The organism is Enterococcus sp. DIV1411a (assembly GCF_050531945.1).
Classification (GTDB): Bacteria; Bacillota; Bacilli; order Lactobacillales; family Enterococcaceae; genus Enterococcus_B; species Enterococcus_B faecium.
In genome coordinates, this window is sequence record NZ_CP172892.1 from 1,549,969 (window position 1) to 1,570,330 (window position 20,362).

The window sequence follows — 20,362 nt, forward strand, 5'->3', positions numbered from 1 at the left end:
CTAATTTTATAAAGTATTATTTGTCAAATTAAGCGAGACAAAACTTTCCATTTACGTAACTCAAAAAAACTTCTAATGGTGTTTGGTAATTTAGTGATTTTCTAGGGATATGGTTTCTTTTGGACGCAACGGATGAGATGAATCCTTGATTGACTTGGTTGAAGTCCATTTCTTTTGGTAGTCCATCTTTTCGGAGGAGTCCGTTTGAATGTTCATTTAATCCCCGTTGGGAAGGCGTTCCTGGGTCTGCGAAATAAATATCAATATCATTCGTATTACTAATACTTTTCCAATTAGAGAATTCTTTTCCACAATCAAAGGTAATTGATTTGAAAAGATTTTTGGGTACGGATTGAAGCCATTCATTAATCGAATTTTCAATATCAACTGCCTTACGGCCTTCTGGTTTCAAGACGATAATGGCTTTTGAAAGTCGCTCAACGAGTGTGATGACGGCACTTTTATGGCGGATGCCGACAATCGTATCACCCTCTAAATGTCCAAATTCTTCTTCGAAAACGACATAATCTTTTTTACGTTCAGAAATATTTCTTTTGAATGCCTGTTTTCCACGTTTTTCCTTATAACCATTTGGTTTTCGTTTTCCTTGCATCGGTAAATGTAAAACATTGAATTCTCCCGTTTTAAACCGGCGATAGAGGGTACTTACTGAACAAGAGAAGGTTCGCTCTGCACGGCCAATAATGACGTCTGGGGTCCAACCTTCAGTTGATCTTTTTGCAATGTATTCTTTTTCCTCAGCAGGAAAAATGATTTCGGTTCTCCCACAACGTCGCTTATTTTCTTTGTATTGTTCAAAGTATTCAAGTGCTGTTCCACCACATTTGAGAAAGTTATAGACATTGTAAATTGTTTGGCGTCCACGTTTAAGCTGCTTCGCAACGATAGCAACCGGAGTTTCTTGATGAAAATATGCTTCTATCATTACAAGCTCGTTTGGTGTAAGATGGGTATAAGTCATTTATGTTCACTCTCCTTGTATGCTTTAGCGGGTATTACAATTTGAGTGTAACATAAATGGCTTTTTTATTTGTCTCGCTTAATTATACAAACGGCGAAGAAAAAGAGAATAAGCTGCAAGCCTTTCAGGCTGAGGGCTTATCCTCTTTTCGACTAATCTACATAATACATGATTGCAAACGCGTCTTTACCAGTATGCGTAGCGATAACCGGATTCGTATGCAGTACAGGGATATGCATGTCCGGGAATAATTCTTGCAAACCCTCTTTGAATTCTTGCGCCAATTCTTTTGCATCCGCATGTGAAATACCGATTTGTCGCACATTTGGCAATTCTTTCAGTTCATTTTTCAAATTATTAAACCATTTATCGAACGTTTTCTTTCCTCGCCCCTTAGTTACAGGGATTAATTCAGAATGGGCGAAATTCATCACCACGCGTATGTTCAAAACACTAGACAGCAAACCAGTTGTTCGACTGATTCTTCCACCTTTTACCAAGTTATCTAGTGTGGATATTCCGATGTATAATTTTGTATTGTCTTGTACTTTTTTGACTTCTTCAAGGATTTCCTCTACTGTTTTACCTTCTTTTGCTAATTCAGCTGCTCGAATTACCTGAAAAGATAATCCTTGGTCAGTGGTATCACTGTCGATAACCGTTACTTTCGTTTTTGTTAGATTACTGGCTTGTCTTGCTGCTTCTACTGTTCCACTCAAGCCTTTTGTCATATGGATCGAAATCACTTCACTGCCGTCTTCTCCTAGCTCATCATACATCGAGATAAATTCTCCAATCGGTGGTTGGCTTGTTTTGGGCAGATTTTTTGCTTTTGCCATCATTTCCATAAATCTTTCGCCGTCTAGTTGGTCATCATCGGGATATACTGTTCCGTCGATCATGATGGATAGCGGCATGACACGAATGCCTAAAGCATCGCGTACATTTTTTTCCATCGTACATGAAGAATCTGTTACGATTTTTACATTTGTCATTATTTTCTCTCTCTCTTTCTTTAACAAGATGCCTTATTCATGTTAAACTACATGTAAGACAATTTCTATTTTTAGTATAACAGACAAATAATGATTTTTCATTAATTACACCTAGTAAAGGAGCCGTTTTCATGGAAAAAACGAAATTTAATCGAACGTATGAAATATTAAATGAAGTGTTTAATGCAGTCACCCATGGAATTGGGACTGGATTGAGTATCGCGGGACTAGTGGTTCTTTTAGTAAAAGGTGCCCACTTGCATTCCTCCCTCCATATTGTCTCTTATGCTATCTATGGATCGATGATGATTCTTTTATTTTTAACGTCTACTTTGTTTCATTCATTGATTTTTACAAAAGCAAAAAAGGTGTTCCAAGTATTCGATCATAGTTCGATTTTTCTTTTGATTGCAGGAAGTTATACTCCTTTTTGTTTGCTGAGTATCCGAGGATGGCTAGGTTGGACTTTATTTGTATTAATCTGGTTGTTTGCGATTCTTGGCATTATATATAAAGCGTTGACGTTGCATAAACGGGAGAGAGTATCAAAAGTATCTACGATCATCTATATTTTTATGGGGTGGCTCTGTGTCGTGGCTGCTGTTCCTCTTTATCACTCTCTTGGAATGACTGGTGTTATTTTGATGGTAGCAGGCGGGCTTTCTTACACGATAGGCGCATTCTTTTATAGCTTGAATTCTATCCGCTATATGCATGTTGTTTGGCATTTGTTTGTTATGTTAGGTGCAGGTTTTATGTACTTCTCTGTTTTATTCTTTACTTAATAAAAAAAATAAAGCTATGGATGGGACAGCTCTAAATAACAGCTAGTCTATCCATAGCTTTTTTATATCGTCAATTCGCCTGTCCCGCTTTTTACAGGATTCTCATTACGCTGATACGTTTCAAATTGATGCGGATAACGATTTTTTTCATCTATTTCTCCTTGACTAGTATTGATCAGTGACCAATCAGACCAGTCAACAGGTGGAAAATAAGCATCTCCATCGAATACATGATGGATGACTGTACGGTATAATATCGTACAAAATGGCAGAAATTCTTGATAAACAGCTGACCCTCCAGCGATGAAAAAGATACCGTCTGTTTCTTTTTCCAGAGCAAGCACGTCTTCCACACTATGCATGACATGCACGCCTTCTGCTTTATAGGAAGAATCTCTCGTCAAAACAATCGTCTGACGATTCGGCAACGGACGGCTACCCATCCCTTCGAAAGTTTTTCGTCCCATCACTAGTGTATTTGCTTCTGTCATTTGTTTGAAGAATTTCAGATCATTTGGCAAACGCCAAGGAAGACGGTCTTCTTTTCCAATCAATCCGTTTTCATCCTGTGCCCAAATTGCAGCTAACATTTTCTCATCCTTTCTGATTCTAAACAGCGATAGGAGCTTTGATCGCCGGATGTGGGTCATATCCTTCTAATTGGATATCTTCCATCTCAAAATCAAATACTGACTGCTTTTCCTGATTCAAAACTAAAGTCGGAAATGCGCGTATTTCTCGGCTCAATTGTTCTTTCATTTGTTCGATATGATTGATATAAAGATGAGCGTCTCCTAATGTGTGAACAAATTCGCCAACCGCTAAACCTGTTTCATGTGCAATTAGGTGAGTCAGCAACGCATAACTTGCAATGTTGAACGGAACGCCTAGAAACACATCTCCACTGCGTTGATACAATTGGCAGCTTAGCCGTCCCTCTTGAACATAAAATTGAAACATCGTATGACAAGGAGGCAAAGCCATGCTAGGAACATCTTCCGGATTCCATGCAGAAACGATCAATCTTCTAGAATCAGGAGTCTTTTTGATTGCTTCGATCACTTCTTTGATTTGATCGATAAAGCCACCGTCTTTTGTTTCCCAGTGACGCCATTGATAGCCGTAGATGTGTCCAAGATCGCCGTATGTTTCAGCAAAGGAATCATCGGTTAGGATCTTCTCGCAAAAAAGCTTGCTCTGCTTTTTATATTCTTCATTGAATTCAGGATCTGTCAAACATCTATGGCCAAAATCAGTCATATCTGGTCCATTATAGTCTGGACTTTTGATGTAGCGTTCAAATGCCCATTCATCCCAAATATGGTTTTTATTTTGTAATAGATAGCGGATATTCGTATCTCCTTTTAAAAACCAAAGCAATTCGCTTTTGATCAATCCAAAAGGTACTCGTTTCGTTGTTAACAAAGGAAACCCTTTTTGCAGATCAAACCGCATTTGGTATCCGAATAAGCTTAATGTGCCTGTGCCTGTTCTGTCTTCTTTACGATGCCCTTCTTCCAACAATTTTCTTCCTAAGTCAAGATACGCTTGTTCCATCCTTTTTCCTCCTAATCTTCTACCCATTCACTCAAGTATTCCCACCGTGCCATTTTTTCTTCAAGTTGTGCTTCTGTTTCAGATACGTCGTTTTGCAATTCTTGTAATCGAGTGAAATTATCTCCTTGATGATTCATCTCTTCTTGGAGCAATGAGATTTTTTCTTCAAGTTCTGCAATCTCATCTTCAATCGTTTCCCATTCTTTTTGTTCCATGTAAGATAATTTCTTCTTTTCAGCAGGTTCCTTGCTCTGTATTTTTGGTTTCGCTTTTTCAGCAGGCTGCTGGGTCTCTTTTTGCTTCAGTAAATAACTGGACATGTTTCCGTAATAAAGTTCTTGTTTTCCGTTTCCTTGGAATACTAATAACTTATCTGCTACCTTGTCCAAGAAATAACGGTCATGGGAAACAGTGATCACAGCACCTGGAAAACTTCTAAAATAATCTTCCAAAATCGTCAATGTTGCTATGTCCAAATCATTGGTCGGTTCATCCAATAATAAAACATTAGGTTGCTGGATCAGCAGTTTCAACAAAAATAACCGGCGTTTTTCTCCGCCTGAAAGTTTGCCTATCAGTGTCCCATGCATAAATCTTGGAAATAAAAATCGTTCAAGTAATTCTGCTACTCCGATTTGACTGCCATCTGCTGTTTTTGCTTCTTCAGCAGCTTCTTGTAAGTAAGCAATCATCCGTTTATCTGGTGCCATTTCTTCATTTTCTTGTGTATAATACGCAAGATGAACCGTTTCACCGATAGACATTGTACCGCTATCCAGGGGAATTCTGCCAGCTAGAATATTAAGCAATGTCGATTTTCCCGCACCATTTTTACCAGTAATACCTAGTCTTTCCCGAGATTGAATCAGTAAATCTAAATGTTCTAGCAGTGTTTGGTCATTTATACGGTAACTGCCATCTTTGATTTCCAGTACTTTTTTCCCTAAACGTTGTGTCGCTAGGTTCAGCTCTAAATCATCTTCTTGGTTTACTTGGTACAAGTTCTCCTTTAGATCTTCGAAACGGTTGATCCGTGCTTGCTGCTTGGTGCCACGTGCCTGTACGCCAGCCCTCATCCAAGCTAATTCCTGTTTATAAAGCCGCTTGCGCTTTTCTTCTTGTTCTACTTCTACACGATCACGTTCTGCTTTTTCTAAGACGTAAGCTTCATAATTTCCTTTATACTCGTATAATTTTCCAAATGAAAGTTCGAAGATTCGGTTTGCTACTCTATCTAGAAAATAACGATCGTGGGTAACCATCAATAGTGCGCCACGGTATTGTTTCAAATAGTTTTCCAACCACTCGATCGCTTCATAATCTAAATGGTTTGTTGGTTCGTCTAGTAATAGTAAATCGGGTTCATCAATCAACACTTGCGCCAGACTAACTCGTTTTTTCTGACCACCTGATAAAGTACTGATTTTTTTATCTAATTCACTGATTCCTAATTTTTGCAAAATAATCTTTGCGTTGGTATCTGTAGTCCAAGCATCTTCTTTATTCATTTGTTCTTCTGCTTTAGCATAACGTTTTTGCACATCAGGGTCTTCTCCGTTTTCCCCTAGTTCGATCAATGCTTCCTCATATGCTCGAACAGTTTGGATCAAGGGGCTGTTTCCTTGAAAGACTGCTTGGAGAACAGTTAATTCATCGGAAAATTCAGCTGCTTGAGAAAGATAACCAATACGGTAATCAGTTGGATAAAACACTGTTTGCCGATCACCGTCGCCGCTATCGATACCGGCAATAATATTTAAGAGACTTGTTTTACCCGTCCCGTTCGTCCCAATCAACCCGATACGGTCTTTTTCGTGGACCAAAAAAGAAATCTGGTCAAACAAATCTTTTTCACCATAAGTTTTTTTGAGGTCAGTTACTTTTAATTCTTTCAACATGTTCCCTCCTTATCTTGGATATTGTATCATAAAAATAGTGAACTTCAGGAAAATTTTTTTGGTATTTGTTCTTTTTGTGTTCTCAAAAAAAGAACAGGACCGATTCGATCCTGTTCTGATATGTTTTGTTTTTTATAAAACTTGAAAATTTTTACCTTTTTATTTTATTGGACTCGTTTTTTTGACTTTGCTCGAAACGCAAATCGGAAAGAAAAGTTATCAGATGGTTTGTTCATCGTATAAGATTCTAACAAATTGATATTCCTGCGATAGCTGTTCGCAGAAAACGTCGTGATTTTCTCAGCAACTTCGTATTCATCAATGATTTTTCTTTCAAGATAATAACCTCTTAGCATTTTTTTTGTAAACAGACTATCTTGCTGGATCATCCACGAAGAAATCAAATTCCCCGAGTTCATTTTTATTCCTTCAAGTTTGCGTTGCTGGATAAAAAATTGAACCATCGTTTCATCATAAATATCAGTCAAGTTATCTAAACTTTCAATAATCAACTGAGTATTTTTTTGATATGTCTCTCTGATTTCTTGGATATCTTCATCACTAATAAATGTCTGACGATCAGCATGTCTTCTTTGCCAAAACATTTTCGGATGGAGAACGATTCGCATTAACCTACGGACAACAATGAACCAAAAGCCGATAAAAGACAAAATCTGGCTTGTGATAGAATGTTCGAATCGAGAAAGAAAACGGGAGTAAAAACGATAACCATTAGAAGAAAGCTTGCCCGAACGATAACTTTCATCCAATCCATCCCGTTCGATCGACAAAATCAGTGCTTGTATTTCTTGTACTTCTTGCTTTTCATCATCGGTTAAATCTTCCAAGTACAGATCACGTATCCGTTCTTGATAATTTTCTATCACTGCTTCAGTGGCTAAAAATTCTTTTGTATTACGATCAATTTCCTTTATTTCTTTTCGCAAAACTTCAACGACCTCTTCTAAAATCATCAAAGCATTCAAATCCGTGCTTTTCGCTTCCTCTGTTTCCGTCAGCATAGGCAAGACAATGATCCCTATGACCAAAGTCACTAAGATGACACCCGCCGTCAGAAACAAAAGCAAAGACCGCTGGTAAAACATCATATTATTGATTGAAAATGGCAAAATAAAAATCGTAGCCAAACTGACTGTTCCCTTTACACCGCCAAATGTTAAGATCAAGATCTCGTTCAACTGTTTTTTGAACTTTTTACTGCCATCTTTGAATACATAAAAAAGACTGATAGAAATGAATCTGATCACAAAAAGCATGACAGAGATTAATACGATAATCGCTAATAAAAGACCGTTTGGATATAAACCGTCTCCCCATACTGGCGAGAACACTTGCGTCAATTCGATTCCTAAAAATATAAATACTAATGCATTCAGTGTAAAAGCAATAGTTGTCCATGTACTGTGGGACAAGCTCGACAATTCTGCATCAAACACAGAGATTTTCCTAAAACCAGAAGCTTGGAGAATACCTGCTGCCACTGCAGCAATGATTCCAGATACATCAAATGCCTCTGCCAATACATAGGCTAGAAAAGGAAGCAAAAGTTCGATCAGCAGATACCCTGTGACATCTTGTGCTGATGCTTTTTCGATCAAATGAATTATTTTTTGTTTGAACCAGACAAGCAAAAAGCCGATCAAAGCTCCCCCAATACTAGAAACTACTAGACTCATCCCCGCGTTTACTGCTGAAAAAGATCCGGTGATCAGCGCACCAAGAGCAAACTGGAAGGCAGTAACACCAGATGCATCATTCAAAAGACCTTCTCCTTCCAAAATATGCATCGCCTTTTTAGGGATATTCACTCGTCCAGAAAGAGAACTGACTGCTACCGCATCTGTCGGACCTAACGCTGCTCCAAAAGCAAAGCAGGCAGCAAGTGGGACACTTGGCAACAGGAATGATAACGTCGCACCTACCCCGACAAGGGTCAAAATGACTCCTCCAAATGCCAAGAACAAAATTGTCCCGAAATTTTTGAGAATCGAAGAAATATCTGCTTTTTCTCCTTCTCTAAATAACAATGGTGCAATAATCATAACTAAGAACAATTCAGGTTCAAAATCGATTGATTGTCCCCACTCTGTCAGACCTAATACCACTCCAAGGAAAATTTGGATCAGTGGAGCTGGAATCATTGGCAAAATGCGGCTAGCTATGTTCGATAAGGTGATCGTTACTGCAAATACAATAACTAACTCAGCAAATTCCATCGTCCATCCCCTTTATTTTTTATTTTGTGTAAGCATTTTTAAAAATTGTTCTTTTTTCTTTAAAATTTTGGTTTCGACTACTTCAACCTGTGTTTGGTTACCCTCTAATTCACACTGTACACGTTTTGACTCCAAACGAAGCAGATCATGTTTCAGACGTTCCAACTGACGATACATCAATATATTTCTTTTACGCAACTTACAAAGTATTTGACGGCGGTCATCCATCGAAAGGGCGCCATAGCGATCATGCAACAGTTTTTTTTGTTGTTCAAAACTCTCTCTCATTTTCCAGATCTCCTATACACAAACTTCCATCATTATAGCAAAGTTCTTTTTGGATGAAAAATATTTCATTGTTTCATCGTTTATTGCTAGTTAGAAATTTCCATAAATTTTTCAACGCCTCATTCTATTCCAAATAGTATCAGATATCAAGTAAAACTTAAGAAAGATAAAAGTTTCTGACAAAAGGATGTTTACTTTTCCATTCCTGCCTTTCTTGTTCTTTTATCACAACAAAAAAATGGGGCTGCGACAAAAATCTTGTCACAGTCCCTTATTCTGAATAAACGGTGTGGAAGAGACAGCCTATCAGTAGTAATAAGACACATCTCTTTCACAGCCTCATTTTTGCGTAAAAATCGATTTATTCGAAAAATTCCCCGTATACATCTTCTACACGTTGATCTGGATTGATCACGATATACAAGTTACCTGTTTTTTCGCTGATTTTTGTTGATTGATATTGATTGTCTAATCCTTCTGTTCCTTTATCTAGATATGGGAAGTACACAAGATCAGGTGTGCCATTTCGGTAAAGGATTTCCATTCGCTCGATATCTTCGTATTTCAATGCGCGATTAAACATGCCCATTTCCAGTCCGCCTAGGTTGATATCATGTGTCGCAACTGCGTCCCCTTCATGGAAGATTTCGATTTTAAATCCAGCACACGGATGGATTTCAACAAATTCACTGCCATTGATTCGTCCAAAACTTGTTGTGATTTGTTTGATCCAAAGATCGCCGATATGACGGCGGTTGATCGTCCAGGTTTCTCCATTTCTAAAATAAAATTTTAGCGCTGTCATTTCTTTACTCATTAAAAAGACTCCTTTATGATGTAATTTATTCTTGTACTACCTCAGTTTAGCACAAATTTATGTAAGTGGTCACATCTTATGTTTTTTCTTCTAATGACTTATCTGCCCACTTTAAGTAGCCAACAAAGCTGAGCAGATACAGTCTAGTGTTTTTTAAATCAATTTTTCTTTCGATAAAAAATCCAAAACCTGTTTTTTATCATTTTTTATTCTTTGTTCTACGACGGCTTTTTCAGCTAATTGCAAAGCTTCACTAACCCACTTACCAGGTTTTTTTCCAGTTTCTTCTAGCAAGATTTTACCATCTACTGCTAATTCGCTTAATGACTTGATAGGTAAACGATCATAGGATTCTCCTACGGCATCCATCTGAGGTGTTTCGTCAAAATAGATCATCAATTCTTCTACTTGCAGTGCATGTTTTTTGCCTAAGAAGTACAATTCGAATGGTTCCAAAGCTCCAGTTTCTCGTTGTCGTAGTCCTTGGACAAGTGCTTGAACGTCTTTAATCATTTGGTTAGAACACTTCCACGATTTCAAAAAGGAACGAATCTCATTTTCTTTTAGACCCAGTTGGCTGATCAATAATGTCCATACTTGGCTCTCTTCTTTCAATGGGACGGATGGTAATTCAGCAAAACGTAAAAGTGCTTCGCCTTCTTCTTTCAAACCGGGACAGCAAATGTAGCACTCTGTTTCAATAAATGCATGGATTCCCGCGGCCCGTTCATTTCCCAAGAGCATCTTGATGAATTCCACATTTATACGTTCTACAGATATTTTACCTAATAGCTCGTGGTTTTCTTTGATGGCGTAGAAGGTTTCTTCCTCTAATTTGAACCCTAGTTGACTGACAAAACGCAACCCGCGCATCATTCGTAAGGCATCTTCATGGAACCGCTCATGAGGATTGCCTACAGCTCGCAAGATCTGTTCTTCTAAATCTTGCAGACCATCGAACAAATCGATGATTTCTCCATCTTCTCTCAAAGCAAACGCATTGATCGTAAAATCTCTTCTTTTCAAATCTTCTGCCAACGAACGAACGAATTCGACATGATCTGGTCTGCGGTAGTCCTGATAAGTTGATTCCGTCCGAAATGTGGTGATCTCATATTGTTCATCATTTTCTAATACCAACACAGTTCCATGTTCGATCCCAATATCTATCGTTTTTGGAAAAAGCTGTTTGATTTCTTCTGGAAATGCGCTTGTTGCGATATCCACATCATGGATTGGCTGGTTCAGCAAGATATCACGTACACTTCCACCTACAAAATAAGCTTCATATCCTGCATTCTCTAATTTTTTCAGAACTGGAATTGCCTTTTGGTATTCCAGAGGTAATTGTTTTAATTTCATTTTTCCAACCTTTCCTGCGTGTTTCTTGTACTGAGATAAAGACTCAGTTGCATGGTGACTGTTTGACAAGTCCGTTTCAGAGTCTTCAAGGCCAGGACCACTTCATCTTGTTTACTCGTCCTTACGCTCAAAGCGATTATGGTCTCTTTGATTGAATTTTTCCATGTTTTTTTCAAAAACTTCAGTTAAGTCGATATTCAATGAATTAGCCATGATCATCGTAACGAATAAAACATCACCAAGTTCTTCTGCTACCGAGTTAACTGGTTCAGAAGCCTTTTTGCTTTTTTCTCCATAAGTGTGGTTGACTTCTCTTGCCAATTCACCTACTTCTTCAGTTAATCGAGCCATCTGAGCTAATGGAGAGAAATACCCCACCTTGAATTGCTGGATATATTCATCCACTTCCTGCTGCATACTGTATAAAGAACGCTTTTTATCCATCTTTTTCCCTCCAAAACTATCTTACCAAAACTTTAACGCAAATCCTAGATAAGAGCAATTGAGAAAATCGAATTTCCATGCTACATTTAGAAAGGAATTTCTAAATGGAAATTCTGTGAAAATACATAATTGAAAGCTGGAATTCATATGGTCAAACGAAAAACAGTAAAAGAAGTTCTTTTTATCATTATAGGAACAAGTATTTATGCATTTGGTCTTGTTTACTTGAACATCGCTAATCATTTAGCAGAAGGGGGCGTCTCAGGGATCACCTTGATCTTAAGAGCTTTATTCGGAATTGATCCAGCTTATACGACTTTATTAATCAACATCCCATTGATTTTACTAGGAGGAAAGATCCTCGGTAAACGTTCCTTGGCCTATACAGTTCTAGGTACACTTTCTTTGTCATTCTTTTTATGGATCTGGCAAAGGGTTCCACTAGAAATCAATTTACAGCATGATCTACTGATCGTTTCTCTACTTGCGGGTTTAGTTGCAGGTGTAGGAAGCGGGATCGTCTACCGCATGGGTGGAACAACAGGTGGCAGCGATATTATTGCTCGGATTTTAGAACAAAATTACGGCATCACTATGGGGCGTTCCCTATTGGCATTTGATATCATCGTCTTACTTGCTTCATTAACCTATATCGACTTGAAACGTATGATGTATACGTTGATTGTTTCGTATGTTTTCAGTCGTGTGATTGATTCGATCTTAGATGGCGGATATTCTGCAAAAGGTCTACTTGTCGTCTCCAACAAAAGCGAAGAGATTGCACCACTACTGATGACCGGTCTGCAAAGAGGTGTGACTTTTCTTTCTGGAGAAGGCGCATTCTCTGGTAATTCAAAAAAAATCATCTATATGGTCGTTAGCTCTAGTGAATTAACTGAAGCTAAGAGGATCGTCCACGAGATTGACGAAAAAGCTTTCCTTTCAATCATCAATGTGCATGAAGTGGAAGGGCAAGGCTTTACTTATTTGAAGCCACAGACAAGATTACTGAAAAAACTATAAGAAAAAAGACAAAGATAGGCTATGAGGAAAGATTCCACATCCAGCTGATCTTTGTCTTTTTTAGTACTATACTATTTTTAACTAATTGTTATGTTCACTTACCCGGTTACTTTTCTTTTGTGTCTGCAAAAGGATCTTTCGGTTAACTTCATCAGATAATTTCAAAAAAGCATCCCTATCTCCATCTTCTAGTGCTTGATCGATTTGAGCATAAAGCATTTTTAGTTTTGCCTCTTCTTCTTTTTCTTGAAAATATCGTTCAATTAATTCAGTATCTTCTTCACTGACTGAAGAATCCCAAGAAGAAAATGGATTGTCTTCTAAGATAGATAGATATTCTCTTGTCTGCCAAGCATTTTCGAATATACATTCCACATATAAAGGCTTTTTCCAATTCAAACGGATTTCATGAAAAATCTGGTCTGTGTCCGTAAATTCTTTTCCCTGCAAAAACAATTTCATGGGTTCCCCTTCAACAGATAGATCACTGATCTGCAGTCCTCGATCCGCAAAATTCGCCCCTTCAACAAAGTGGACATTGCTTAAAATCGCTTCATGATTGGCAAGATAATTCAAGATCCAAAAAACTTCTCTTCGGCTAAAAGATACATGATTGACCATCCACGTTAAAAAATTCTTCTTTTCCCGTACATCAATTAGCATTTTTCTCACCTCTCTGTTAGGTCATCTAATAATGACAGTGCCTCCATATCTCCTGGTTCAAGTGTTAAATAATAAGTCAATAATTCTTGCGCTCTTTTCAGCTGCCCTTCTTCTCTTAAGAAAAAGGCATACTCTTTCAAGAAATCTGGTTCATGTGATAGTTCATGATAAGCCTGTTCATAGTGTACAGCTGCAACGGTAAAGTCTTCTAATTCATTATAAGCATGGGCTAGGTTCCATTCTGCATAAGGATTAGCAGTTTCTTCCATCTGATTGATCACTTGTATCACATCTTCATATCTTTCATCATCCAAGTAAAGATTGCTTAAAGTAAGTAATGTTTCATCTTGTTTGTCTCCTACTTCTAAAGCTTTCAGTAAAAGTTCTTCTGCTCGCTGTCTATCATGCAGACGGAAAGCATTTTCCGAGGCCAGGTGATAAAGTTCGACTTGGTAAGGATTTTCTTTGATTCCTTCTTCTAACACTGTTTGTGCTTCTTCAATCATTTCTTCTTCTTGAAGAGCTTGTCCTAGATATAGATATAACGATTGATAATGCGGATTAACTTCTCGAAGTTCTTCCAGATAGTTGATTGCCTGCTGATTTTCTTTCAATTGAAGATTCGTAAAAGCTAGCTGGAACAGTCGATCATCTGTCCTTTCTTCTTTCAGTGCTTCTTCTAAAGGTGCGATAGCTGCTTCGAATTCTCCTTGCATACTTAAGGATTGTCCTAAACGTTCCTGCATCGAGATTCCTGAAATTTCATTTATCCCGCTTGCCAACAATGTTTCATAAACCACTGCTGCCTCTTTGAAACGATCAACTGAAAAATACAATTCAGCTAGCGCAAACTGGATCAATGGTTCATCAGGAAGCAACCCAGCTGCTTCTTTCAATTTTGCTTCACTCACTTCAGGGATTCCGATAACTTGGTACAAATCAGCTATCGCCAATAAGCTTTGCGGATAGTAATCACTTTGCTTATCCACTTTTTCCAGGTATTCAAAAGCTAAGTCGATCTCATTATCTTCGATTGCAATTTCTGCTAACGGGATGTTCAGTCCGTCATTTTCTGGGTATTGGTTGATCAGTTGTTCAAAAATCTGTTTTGCTTCGATCAAAAAGCCAATAGCCAGCAATTCTTCGCCTAGTTCAGCTAATATATCTGCTGGGTCTTCTTTTAATGCTTTTTCTAAAAAGATTTGTGCTTGTGACAAGTCTTCATCTGATAAAGCTTGCAACATTTTTTCGCTATTTGTATTCATTTCAATTCCCTCTTATCTCACTGACGATTTGTTGAAATACCGTCATTGTTCTCAATAATTCTTTTTCGTTTGGACGTTGGTATCCGTCTATTATACCTATTTTTTCTAAAACAAGTATTTTTTTGCTTTTTTCTGCCAAAAAAAGAACTTTTTCCAAATACTCCATCTTTGAAATCTGTTCCAGCCAGTGGATTGGATAGCCAAGCAAGTCCAGCCACACAAAAAAGTTTTTTAGTTGGAAATCAAAAGGATATGCTTGGAGATTCCACACGAAATGAAACATCATTCCTAAAAATTTTTTCATACTAGCAGAAAGTAGATGGCCATTTTCGGTCAGATAAAAAGCTTGTTCAAACAGTTTACCATAATTTGACAGGTTTTCTGCCTCTAATTGATAAAAATAGATCATTTCTTCGATCATCCCGGCAAACGGCCGAGTCGTTGATTGCTTTTTATTTGGATAGTTTTTATACAGATTTTGCAAAAAACGATGATCACAAATCATTCCGCAACAGATAAAAGTCAAAAAGTCAATCTGCTTTCCGTCCACTTGCCGCTCGCTGATTGTTTGATCATAAACGATGCGTTCTGGCAGATTGATGGTTTGCAGTACTACACGATTTGGTAGCTGCAAAATCGTCCGCTGCGGTGTTAATGCTCGGCTTAGAGAACGGATCGATACAGGGATCATCCATAGTGATGAATCAAGGGTTGTATGTTTTTGAAAAAAACCTGCCAGATCCATGATCCCTTCATTTCCAAATCCGATGATAAACATGGATTGATTTTCGGGATAGCGTTTGACGAAATCAAGCAGGTTCTTTAATTCTGTTAAATGATTGCATTGAGTGTTGGCACAAATATACCAGTCATTGTTTGCTTGATTTGCAAATAACGGGTTGATCTTATCTGCAAACAAATCATAATAGCGCTGATTCGTTAAAAATAAGATTGGCTGATCAATGGAAAGTTCTCTTAGCTGGCTGACTAGCGTTTCTCCGTAAAACACTTTCGTCAACGCATCTTCTACTTGATAATCAAGTTCCATACGCATCCCTCCTCTTCTTATTTTTATTTTACCATTAGTAAGCAAATTCTAGAAAAGATAAGAGCAAAGCTCACCTCATAACTTGGAAATAAATAAAAATTAAATAAAATACATGTGTTTTCTATGTATGACATACGGATTCGGAATCTCTGTCTCTTATTTATTCCTTTTCTGCTAGGAAATAAAAAGAAAAGCACTTGTAGCCCTAGAGCCACAAGCGCTTTTTCAACTGTCTTATTTAACAGCGTCTTTTAATGCTTTACCTGGTTTGAATGCAGGTACTTTGCTAGCTGGAATTTCGATTTCTTCACCAGTTTGTGGGTTGCGACCTTTGCGAGCTGCGCGTTCGCGAACTTCAAAGTTACCAAAACCGATTAATTGAACTTTTTCGCCGTTAGCTAAAGCATCTTGAATAGTTGAAAATACAGCATCTACTGCTGCAGTTGCATCTTTTTTAGTTAAATCAGTAGCTGAAGCAACTTTTTCGATTAATTCTGCTTTGTTTGCCATGGATAGATTCACCTCCTCCACAAGAGATATGATAGAAATATCATTTAGTTAAAACTTTCTGAGTGGTCCAGAAGTTTAAAAAGAAATATTGATTAACTTCAATATTCTGTTATCACGATATCATATGAACCGCTTAATAGCAAGGTTTTTACCAATTTTCACATGCTTTTTTTAGTCATAGAAACGTAACAAACGAAACTGTCTTTTTCTTTTGAAAAAAAACGTCGATATGGTAAAATGCCTATTTTCTCCTACGAGGGATAATTCGGATGGACGTCCCTTCAAAAGTAAATGCTTTTCTGATTTGATTTTCTAAGAAACGTTCATAAGAAAAATGCATCAATTCCTCTTCATTGACAAAAACGACAAATGTAGGTGGTTTGACAGCGACTTGTGTAGCATAAAAAATCTTCAGGCGTTTTCCTTTATCTGTTGGTGTTGGATTGATTGCTACAGCATCCATAATGATATCATTCAACACAGCCGAAGAGATACGAAGATTCTGGTTCATACTTACTTGTTCGATCATTTCAGGCAGACGTTCCAACCGTTGTTTAGTCACTGCAGAAACAAAAACGATTGGAGCGTAATCAAGATACCGGAATTCATCACGAATCTCTTGTTCGAAATCACGCATTGTATTGGTTTCTTTCTTTACAAGATCCCATTTATTCACGACGATAATAATTCCACGACCAGCTTCATGGGCGTAACCCGCTACTCGCTTGTCTTGTTCCCGAATCCCTTCTTCAGCATTCAGTACCATCAAAACGATATCAGAACGGTCAATGGCACGCATTGCACGCATCACGCTGTATTTTTCAGTATTTTCGTATACTTTTCCGCGTTTACGCATACCAGCTGTATCGATCATTAAGAATTTCTGACCACTTTCAGAAACGAAGTGGGTGTCGATTGCGTCTCGGGTCGTTCCTTCAATATCCGAAACAATTACACGTTCTTCTCCTAAAATCGCATTGATCAAAGAGGATTTACCAACATTTGGGCGACCAATCAAACTAAACTTAATCGTGTCGTCGTCCTCTTCTTCAGTCTCTTCAGAGAAATACTTCACTGCTTCATCTAAAATATCACCAATCCCTAGTCCATGGCTTCCTGAAACAGGATAAGGATCGCCTAGCCCTAAGGAATAAAATTCATAGATATCGTTTCTCATTTCTGGATTATCTACTTTATTGACTGCTAAAATCACTGGTTTATTACTTCTGTATAAAATTTTCGCAACCATCTCATCTGCGTCTGTCACGCCTTCGCGTCCGCTGACTACACAAATGATTACATCTGCTTCTTCAATCGCGATTTCTGCTTGATGCTTGATCTGATCCATAAAGGGTTCATCGCCAAGATCAATTCCGCCTGTGTCGATCACGCTGAATTCTCGACCTAACCATTCACCTTTTGCATAAATACGATCACGAGTTACTCCAGGAGTATCTTCGACAATCGAGATACGCTCACCAGCGATGCGGTTAAAAATCGTAGACTTACCGACGTTCGGGCGGCCAACGATTGCAATTGTTGGATTTGCCATATTATTTCCTCCTCACAAGTTTCCAATCTCACTTAGTTTAACGAATGCATTGCCAACTTTCAAGCATAGATTGTCAATTAAACGAAGTATTTTTATTCCTTATTGAAATACTAATCGCTTTTCAAAAGAAAAACTGAGACAAAAGCAGCTGCTTTCATCTCAGTCACAGATACAAAATCAATTATTTTTCAGAATCATCGGTTGCTTTTTCTTCTACTTCTTCTTTCAACGCATCACCTAAAATGTCTCCCATAGTAAATCCAGTATTTTCTTCTGGTAATTCATAAGACTCAACATTTTTTGGTTCTTCTTCTGAAGCTGGTTCTTCTTCTGAAGCTGGTTTTTCTTCTAAAGCTTTGATACTCAATGCAATACGATGTTCTTCTGGATGGATCTCTAATACTTTCACTTTCACTTCGTCACCTTCATGAAGCACTTCATGTGGTGTCGCAATATGTTTATGTGAAATTTGAGAGATATGGACTAGCCCTTCTACTCCAGGGAACACTTCAACAAAGGCACCGAAGCTTGTCAAACGTTTAACTGTTCCGTCTAATACTGTGCCAACTGGAGCTTTTGTATCGATTTCTGACCAAGGTCCAGGCTGTGTGTCTTTGATGGACAAGGAAACACGTTCTTGTTCAGGATTGATAGACAACACTTTGACATTTACATCATCATTGACAGCCAATACATCACTTGGTTTTGCTACATGACTATGTGAAATCTCTGAGACATGGACTAGACCGTCAATTCCGCCTAGGTCGACAAATGCGCCAAAATCAGTAAGACGTGCAACACGTCCACTGAGAACATCTCCCTCATGGATAGTTGAAAGAATTTCTTTTTTCTTTTCTTCTCTTTCGTTTTCCACTACCGCTTTATGCGATAAGATCAAACGATTTTCTGATGGTTCGATTTCGATGATTTTAAAGCTCAATGTTTTGCCTTTATAGTCTGAAAAGTCTGCAACAAAATGATCTTCCACCATTGATGCAGGGACAAAACCACGTACACCGACGTCAACGACTAAACCGCCTTTGACAACATTTGTAACAGGTGCTTCGATCACCTTGCCCTCTTGGAAATCTCTTTCGATATCTTCCCAAACTTTTTTAGCATCTAAACGGCGTTTTGAAAGTAGGTAGCTGCCGTTTTCTTTATCTTTGCCGATCGTACTGATAACGACTAAGTCTAATACATCACCGACTTTTACTACTTCGCTGATATCTTCTACCGGCAAAGTTGATAATTCTTTTGCCGGAACGACTCCTTCAACTCCAGCCCCTTCGATTCCGACAATCACTTGTTTGTCTTCAATGACTAAAACTTCGCCCTTAACAACATCGCCAACTTTTACTTCTTGTACGCTTTTCATTGCGTCTTCCATTGACTGGTTGTTCTCTTGATTTTGATCAAATTCTGTCATAACACTTGTCCTCCTAACCAACATTCTGCCGTAAGTACGGTACTGTTTTTAGTTTAATTGATTATTCAAAAAAAATAAAGCGATTTCGTTCGTTTTCCTTGAAAAAACAATTGTTTTTCATTTTTTTTCTTAATTTAAAAAAGAAGATAACCTTTTTTCAAAACAACAGCTTTTATTGCTGCAACGACTTCTGGAATCGATTTGCCAGTCGTATCGATACGAACAGCATCCTCTGCTTGCTTCAGCGGAGAGACGTCCCTTGTTGAATCATAATGGTCTCTTTCCTGTATCTCTTTCGTCAGTGTTTCAAGATCAGTCGGAATTCCTTTTTCTTGGTTCTCTTTGAAACGTCTTTCTGCGCGCTCACTTACGCTTGCTACTAAAAAGATTTTCACTTCTGCATTCGGTAATACAGCTGTCCCGATGTCTCTTCCGTCCATGACAACGCCACCGCGTTCCCCTATTTTTCGTTGGATAGCAACTAATTCTTCTCTGACTTTTCCATGTGCAGAGACTTCAGAAACAGCTTTTGTGACATCTGGTTGACGGATTTCTAAAGTCACATCTTTTGATGCTATGAATACATGCTGTCCATCTTCTTGTTGCGAAAAAGAGATAGGATACTTTTTGATCAGCGAAACTAGCCCTTCTTCATCTGAAAAAGATACATTGTTCGTAATAGCTAAATAAGTTACTGCGCGATACATGGCACCGGTATCTGTATAAATATAATTCAATTCTTTTGCTAATATCTTGGCAACGGTACTTTTCCCAGATGAAGCAGGCCCGTCGATTGCAATACTGATTTGTGTCATGATATAACTCCTTTTTCTCAAAAAAAAAGCCGCAAAGCGCGGCTATTATTATTTAATTCTTAATTCTTGACCAGGGTAAAGCATAAAGTTGTTTGGATCTAAGCCATTCAATTCAAACAATTGATCAGTGGTGATCCCTGCACGCTCAGCCACTTGTTTTGGACCTTCGCCTGCTTGAACAGTCGTTGTTGAACCGGCTGCAGCTGATGAAGAAGGTGTTGTTTCTGCTGCATTGCTGCTTGAATCCCCTGCTTGATAAGTTGCCTCACTTGAGGAAGTCGGTGTTGTCTCTGCTGCAATACTGCTTTCTGACGTTACACCTGTATCTTGAGACACAGTAGATTCTTCCGCGATTGTACTAGATTCTACTGTTGAAGTCTCAGTTGACTCCTCTTTTGTTGTACTTGTAGAACTTTCTACTACTGATGTCGAAGTTTCAGAAGAAGTTGCTGCTGTTGCATTGTTGCTTGATCCATTTCTGATCCAGAAATAAGCACCTGCTGGAATAGCGATACATAAGACCAGTAAAATCAAAAATAGCGAAAGAAATAATGTATTTCCTTTCTTTTGTTGTCTCTGAGAACTTCTTGATGAAACTTCATCATCTGTATCGTAGATTGGTTGTTCCCATGGTTCTTGTGTTTCGTTATTTTCTGTAGATTGATGTCTATCTTTTCTGCTCACTGTTTTAC

General features: G+C 38.2%; 20 protein-coding genes. 2 read left to right on the forward strand and 18 right to left on the reverse strand.

Translation table 11 applies throughout. The features are described from left to right. Window positions 1–28: 28 nt before the first annotated feature. Both IGJ87_RS07480 and IGJ87_RS07485 read right to left on the reverse strand, forming a co-directional pair. The gene (locus IGJ87_RS07480; protein ID WP_010721888.1) at window positions 29–982 is read right to left on the reverse strand and encodes an IS30 family transposase; all 954 of its coding nucleotides are present in this window, start codon (window positions 980–982) and stop codon (window positions 29–31) included. A gap of 152 nt (window positions 983–1,134) precedes the next feature. Then, window positions 1,135–1,977, reverse strand: a complete 843-nt coding sequence (locus tag IGJ87_RS07485) for a DegV family protein (protein WP_002298122.1) — start codon at window positions 1,975–1,977, stop codon at window positions 1,135–1,137. 131 nt (window positions 1,978–2,108) lie between these two features. On the opposite strand from IGJ87_RS07485, the gene trhA reads away from it, so the two are divergent. Then, a complete protein-coding gene (trhA, locus tag IGJ87_RS07490) occupies window positions 2,109–2,762 on the forward strand; it encodes a PAQR family membrane homeostasis protein TrhA (RefSeq protein ID WP_002288393.1) in 654 nt (217 codons plus the stop codon). A 62-nt stretch (window positions 2,763–2,824) separates the two neighbouring features. On the opposite strand, the gene IGJ87_RS07495 is transcribed toward trhA, so the two are convergent. The 8 genes from IGJ87_RS07495 to IGJ87_RS07530 form a co-directional block, all read right to left on the reverse strand. Continuing rightward, window positions 2,825–3,352, reverse strand: coding sequence for a dihydrofolate reductase (locus IGJ87_RS07495; protein WP_002298124.1), 528 nt, complete (start codon window positions 3,350–3,352; stop codon window positions 2,825–2,827). Window positions 3,353–3,371: 19 nt separating this feature from the next. Then, window positions 3,372–4,319, reverse strand: a complete 948-nt coding sequence (locus IGJ87_RS07500) for a thymidylate synthase (RefSeq protein WP_002298126.1) — start codon at window positions 4,317–4,319, stop codon at window positions 3,372–3,374. An 11-nt stretch (window positions 4,320–4,330) separates the two neighbouring features. Continuing rightward, window positions 4,331–6,214 (reverse strand): ABC-F family ATP-binding cassette domain-containing protein, encoded by a 1,884-nt coding sequence (locus IGJ87_RS07505; RefSeq protein WP_033581979.1) that lies wholly within the window; start codon window positions 6,212–6,214, stop codon window positions 4,331–4,333. Between the two features lie 167 nt (window positions 6,215–6,381). Continuing rightward, entirely contained in the window at window positions 6,382–8,454 is a 2,073-nt protein-coding gene (locus IGJ87_RS07510) for a cation:proton antiporter (protein WP_002298130.1), read from the reverse strand. Between the two features lie 12 nt (window positions 8,455–8,466). Beyond that, window positions 8,467–8,742, reverse strand: coding sequence for a hypothetical protein (locus IGJ87_RS07515; RefSeq protein ID WP_002290188.1), 276 nt, complete (start codon window positions 8,740–8,742; stop codon window positions 8,467–8,469). A gap of 361 nt (window positions 8,743–9,103) precedes the next feature. Then, entirely contained in the window at window positions 9,104–9,559 is a 456-nt protein-coding gene (locus tag IGJ87_RS07520) for a hypothetical protein (RefSeq protein ID WP_002290187.1), read from the reverse strand. Between the two features lie 153 nt (window positions 9,560–9,712). Next, window positions 9,713–10,921, reverse strand: coding sequence for a CCA tRNA nucleotidyltransferase (locus tag IGJ87_RS07525; protein ID WP_002323415.1), 1,209 nt, complete (start codon window positions 10,919–10,921; stop codon window positions 9,713–9,715). Window positions 10,922–11,032: 111 nt separating this feature from the next. Then, window positions 11,033–11,365, reverse strand: a complete 333-nt coding sequence (locus IGJ87_RS07530; protein ID WP_002290045.1) for a nucleotide pyrophosphohydrolase — start codon at window positions 11,363–11,365, stop codon at window positions 11,033–11,035. A 147-nt stretch (window positions 11,366–11,512) separates the two neighbouring features. Here IGJ87_RS07530 and IGJ87_RS07535 point away from each other — a divergent pair, with 147 nt between their 5' ends. Beyond that, the gene (locus IGJ87_RS07535) at window positions 11,513–12,388 is read left to right on the forward strand and encodes a YitT family protein (RefSeq protein ID WP_002294412.1); all 876 of its coding nucleotides are present in this window, start codon (window positions 11,513–11,515) and stop codon (window positions 12,386–12,388) included. 81 nt (window positions 12,389–12,469) lie between these two features. On the opposite strand, the gene IGJ87_RS07540 is transcribed toward IGJ87_RS07535, so the two are convergent. The 8 genes from IGJ87_RS07540 to IGJ87_RS07575 all read right to left on the reverse strand — a co-directional run bounded on the left by IGJ87_RS07540 (window position 12,470) and on the right by IGJ87_RS07575 (window position 20,354). Beyond that, window positions 12,470–13,051, reverse strand: a complete 582-nt coding sequence (locus IGJ87_RS07540; protein ID WP_002289878.1) for a ReoY family proteolytic degradation factor — start codon at window positions 13,049–13,051, stop codon at window positions 12,470–12,472. 5 nt (window positions 13,052–13,056) lie between these two features. Continuing rightward, window positions 13,057–14,316, reverse strand: a complete 1,260-nt coding sequence (locus tag IGJ87_RS07545) for a tetratricopeptide repeat protein (protein WP_002298134.1) — start codon at window positions 14,314–14,316, stop codon at window positions 13,057–13,059. A 1-nt stretch (window position 14,317) separates the two neighbouring features. Next, window positions 14,318–15,364 (reverse strand): hypothetical protein, encoded by a 1,047-nt coding sequence (locus IGJ87_RS07550; protein ID WP_104770874.1) that lies wholly within the window; start codon window positions 15,362–15,364, stop codon window positions 14,318–14,320. 234 nt (window positions 15,365–15,598) lie between these two features. Continuing rightward, complete coding sequence (locus IGJ87_RS07555; RefSeq protein ID WP_002290178.1) at window positions 15,599–15,874, reverse strand: HU family DNA-binding protein; 276 nt, start codon at window positions 15,872–15,874, stop codon at window positions 15,599–15,601. Window positions 15,875–16,115: 241 nt separating this feature from the next. Then, entirely contained in the window at window positions 16,116–17,426 is a 1,311-nt protein-coding gene (gene der, locus IGJ87_RS07560; RefSeq protein ID WP_002296982.1) for a ribosome biogenesis GTPase Der, read from the reverse strand. A gap of 181 nt (window positions 17,427–17,607) precedes the next feature. Then, a complete protein-coding gene (gene rpsA, locus IGJ87_RS07565) occupies window positions 17,608–18,855 on the reverse strand; it encodes a 30S ribosomal protein S1 (RefSeq protein WP_002323414.1) in 1,248 nt (415 codons plus the stop codon). Window positions 18,856–18,989: 134 nt separating this feature from the next. Beyond that, complete coding sequence (gene cmk, locus IGJ87_RS07570) at window positions 18,990–19,670, reverse strand: (d)CMP kinase (protein ID WP_002294405.1); 681 nt, start codon at window positions 19,668–19,670, stop codon at window positions 18,990–18,992. Between the two features lie 48 nt (window positions 19,671–19,718). Further along, entirely contained in the window at window positions 19,719–20,354 is a 636-nt protein-coding gene (locus IGJ87_RS07575) for an SAG1386/EF1546 family surface-associated protein (protein ID WP_002294404.1), read from the reverse strand. Window positions 20,355–20,362: the final 8 nt, after the last annotated feature.

Bases quoted from the DNA above. Each gene is read 5' to 3' on its own strand.
- IGJ87_RS07540 (WP_002289878.1), bottom strand. From the start codon at position 13,051: ATGCTAATTGATGTACGGGAAAAGAAGAATTTTTTAACGTGGATGGTC.
- IGJ87_RS07500 (WP_002298126.1), bottom strand. From the start codon at position 4,319: ATGGAACAAGCGTATCTTGACTTAGGAAGAAAATTGTTGGAAGAAGGG.
- cmk (WP_002294405.1), bottom strand. From the start codon at position 19,670: ATGACACAAATCAGTATTGCAATCGACGGGCCTGCTTCATCTGGGAAA.
- IGJ87_RS07495 (WP_002298124.1), bottom strand. From the start codon at position 3,352: ATGTTAGCTGCAATTTGGGCACAGGATGAAAACGGATTGATTGGAAAA.
- IGJ87_RS07510 (WP_002298130.1), bottom strand. From the start codon at position 8,454: ATGGAATTTGCTGAGTTAGTTATTGTATTTGCAGTAACGATCACCTTA.
- IGJ87_RS07485 (WP_002298122.1), bottom strand. From the start codon at position 1,977: ATGACAAATGTAAAAATCGTAACAGATTCTTCATGTACGATGGAAAAA.
- IGJ87_RS07480 (WP_010721888.1), bottom strand. From the start codon at position 982: ATGACTTATACCCATCTTACACCAAACGAGCTTGTAATGATAGAAGCA.
- IGJ87_RS07520 (WP_002290187.1), bottom strand. From the start codon at position 9,559: ATGAGTAAAGAAATGACAGCGCTAAAATTTTATTTTAGAAATGGAGAA.
- der (WP_002296982.1), bottom strand. From the start codon at position 17,426: ATGGCAAATCCAACAATTGCAATCGTTGGCCGCCCGAACGTCGGTAAG.
- IGJ87_RS07555 (WP_002290178.1), bottom strand. From the start codon at position 15,874: ATGGCAAACAAAGCAGAATTAATCGAAAAAGTTGCTTCAGCTACTGAT.
- IGJ87_RS07515 (WP_002290188.1), bottom strand. From the start codon at position 8,742: ATGAGAGAGAGTTTTGAACAACAAAAAAAACTGTTGCATGATCGCTAT.
- IGJ87_RS07525 (WP_002323415.1), bottom strand. From the start codon at position 10,921: ATGAAATTAAAACAATTACCTCTGGAATACCAAAAGGCAATTCCAGTT.
- IGJ87_RS07535 (WP_002294412.1), top strand. From the start codon at position 11,513: ATGGTCAAACGAAAAACAGTAAAAGAAGTTCTTTTTATCATTATAGGA.
- rpsA (WP_002323414.1), bottom strand. From the start codon at position 18,855: ATGACAGAATTTGATCAAAATCAAGAGAACAACCAGTCAATGGAAGAC.
- IGJ87_RS07550 (WP_104770874.1), bottom strand. From the start codon at position 15,364: ATGGAACTTGATTATCAAGTAGAAGATGCGTTGACGAAAGTGTTTTAC.
- IGJ87_RS07530 (WP_002290045.1), bottom strand. From the start codon at position 11,365: ATGGATAAAAAGCGTTCTTTATACAGTATGCAGCAGGAAGTGGATGAA.
- IGJ87_RS07545 (WP_002298134.1), bottom strand. From the start codon at position 14,316: ATGAATACAAATAGCGAAAAAATGTTGCAAGCTTTATCAGATGAAGAC.
- trhA (WP_002288393.1), top strand. From the start codon at position 2,109: ATGGAAAAAACGAAATTTAATCGAACGTATGAAATATTAAATGAAGTG.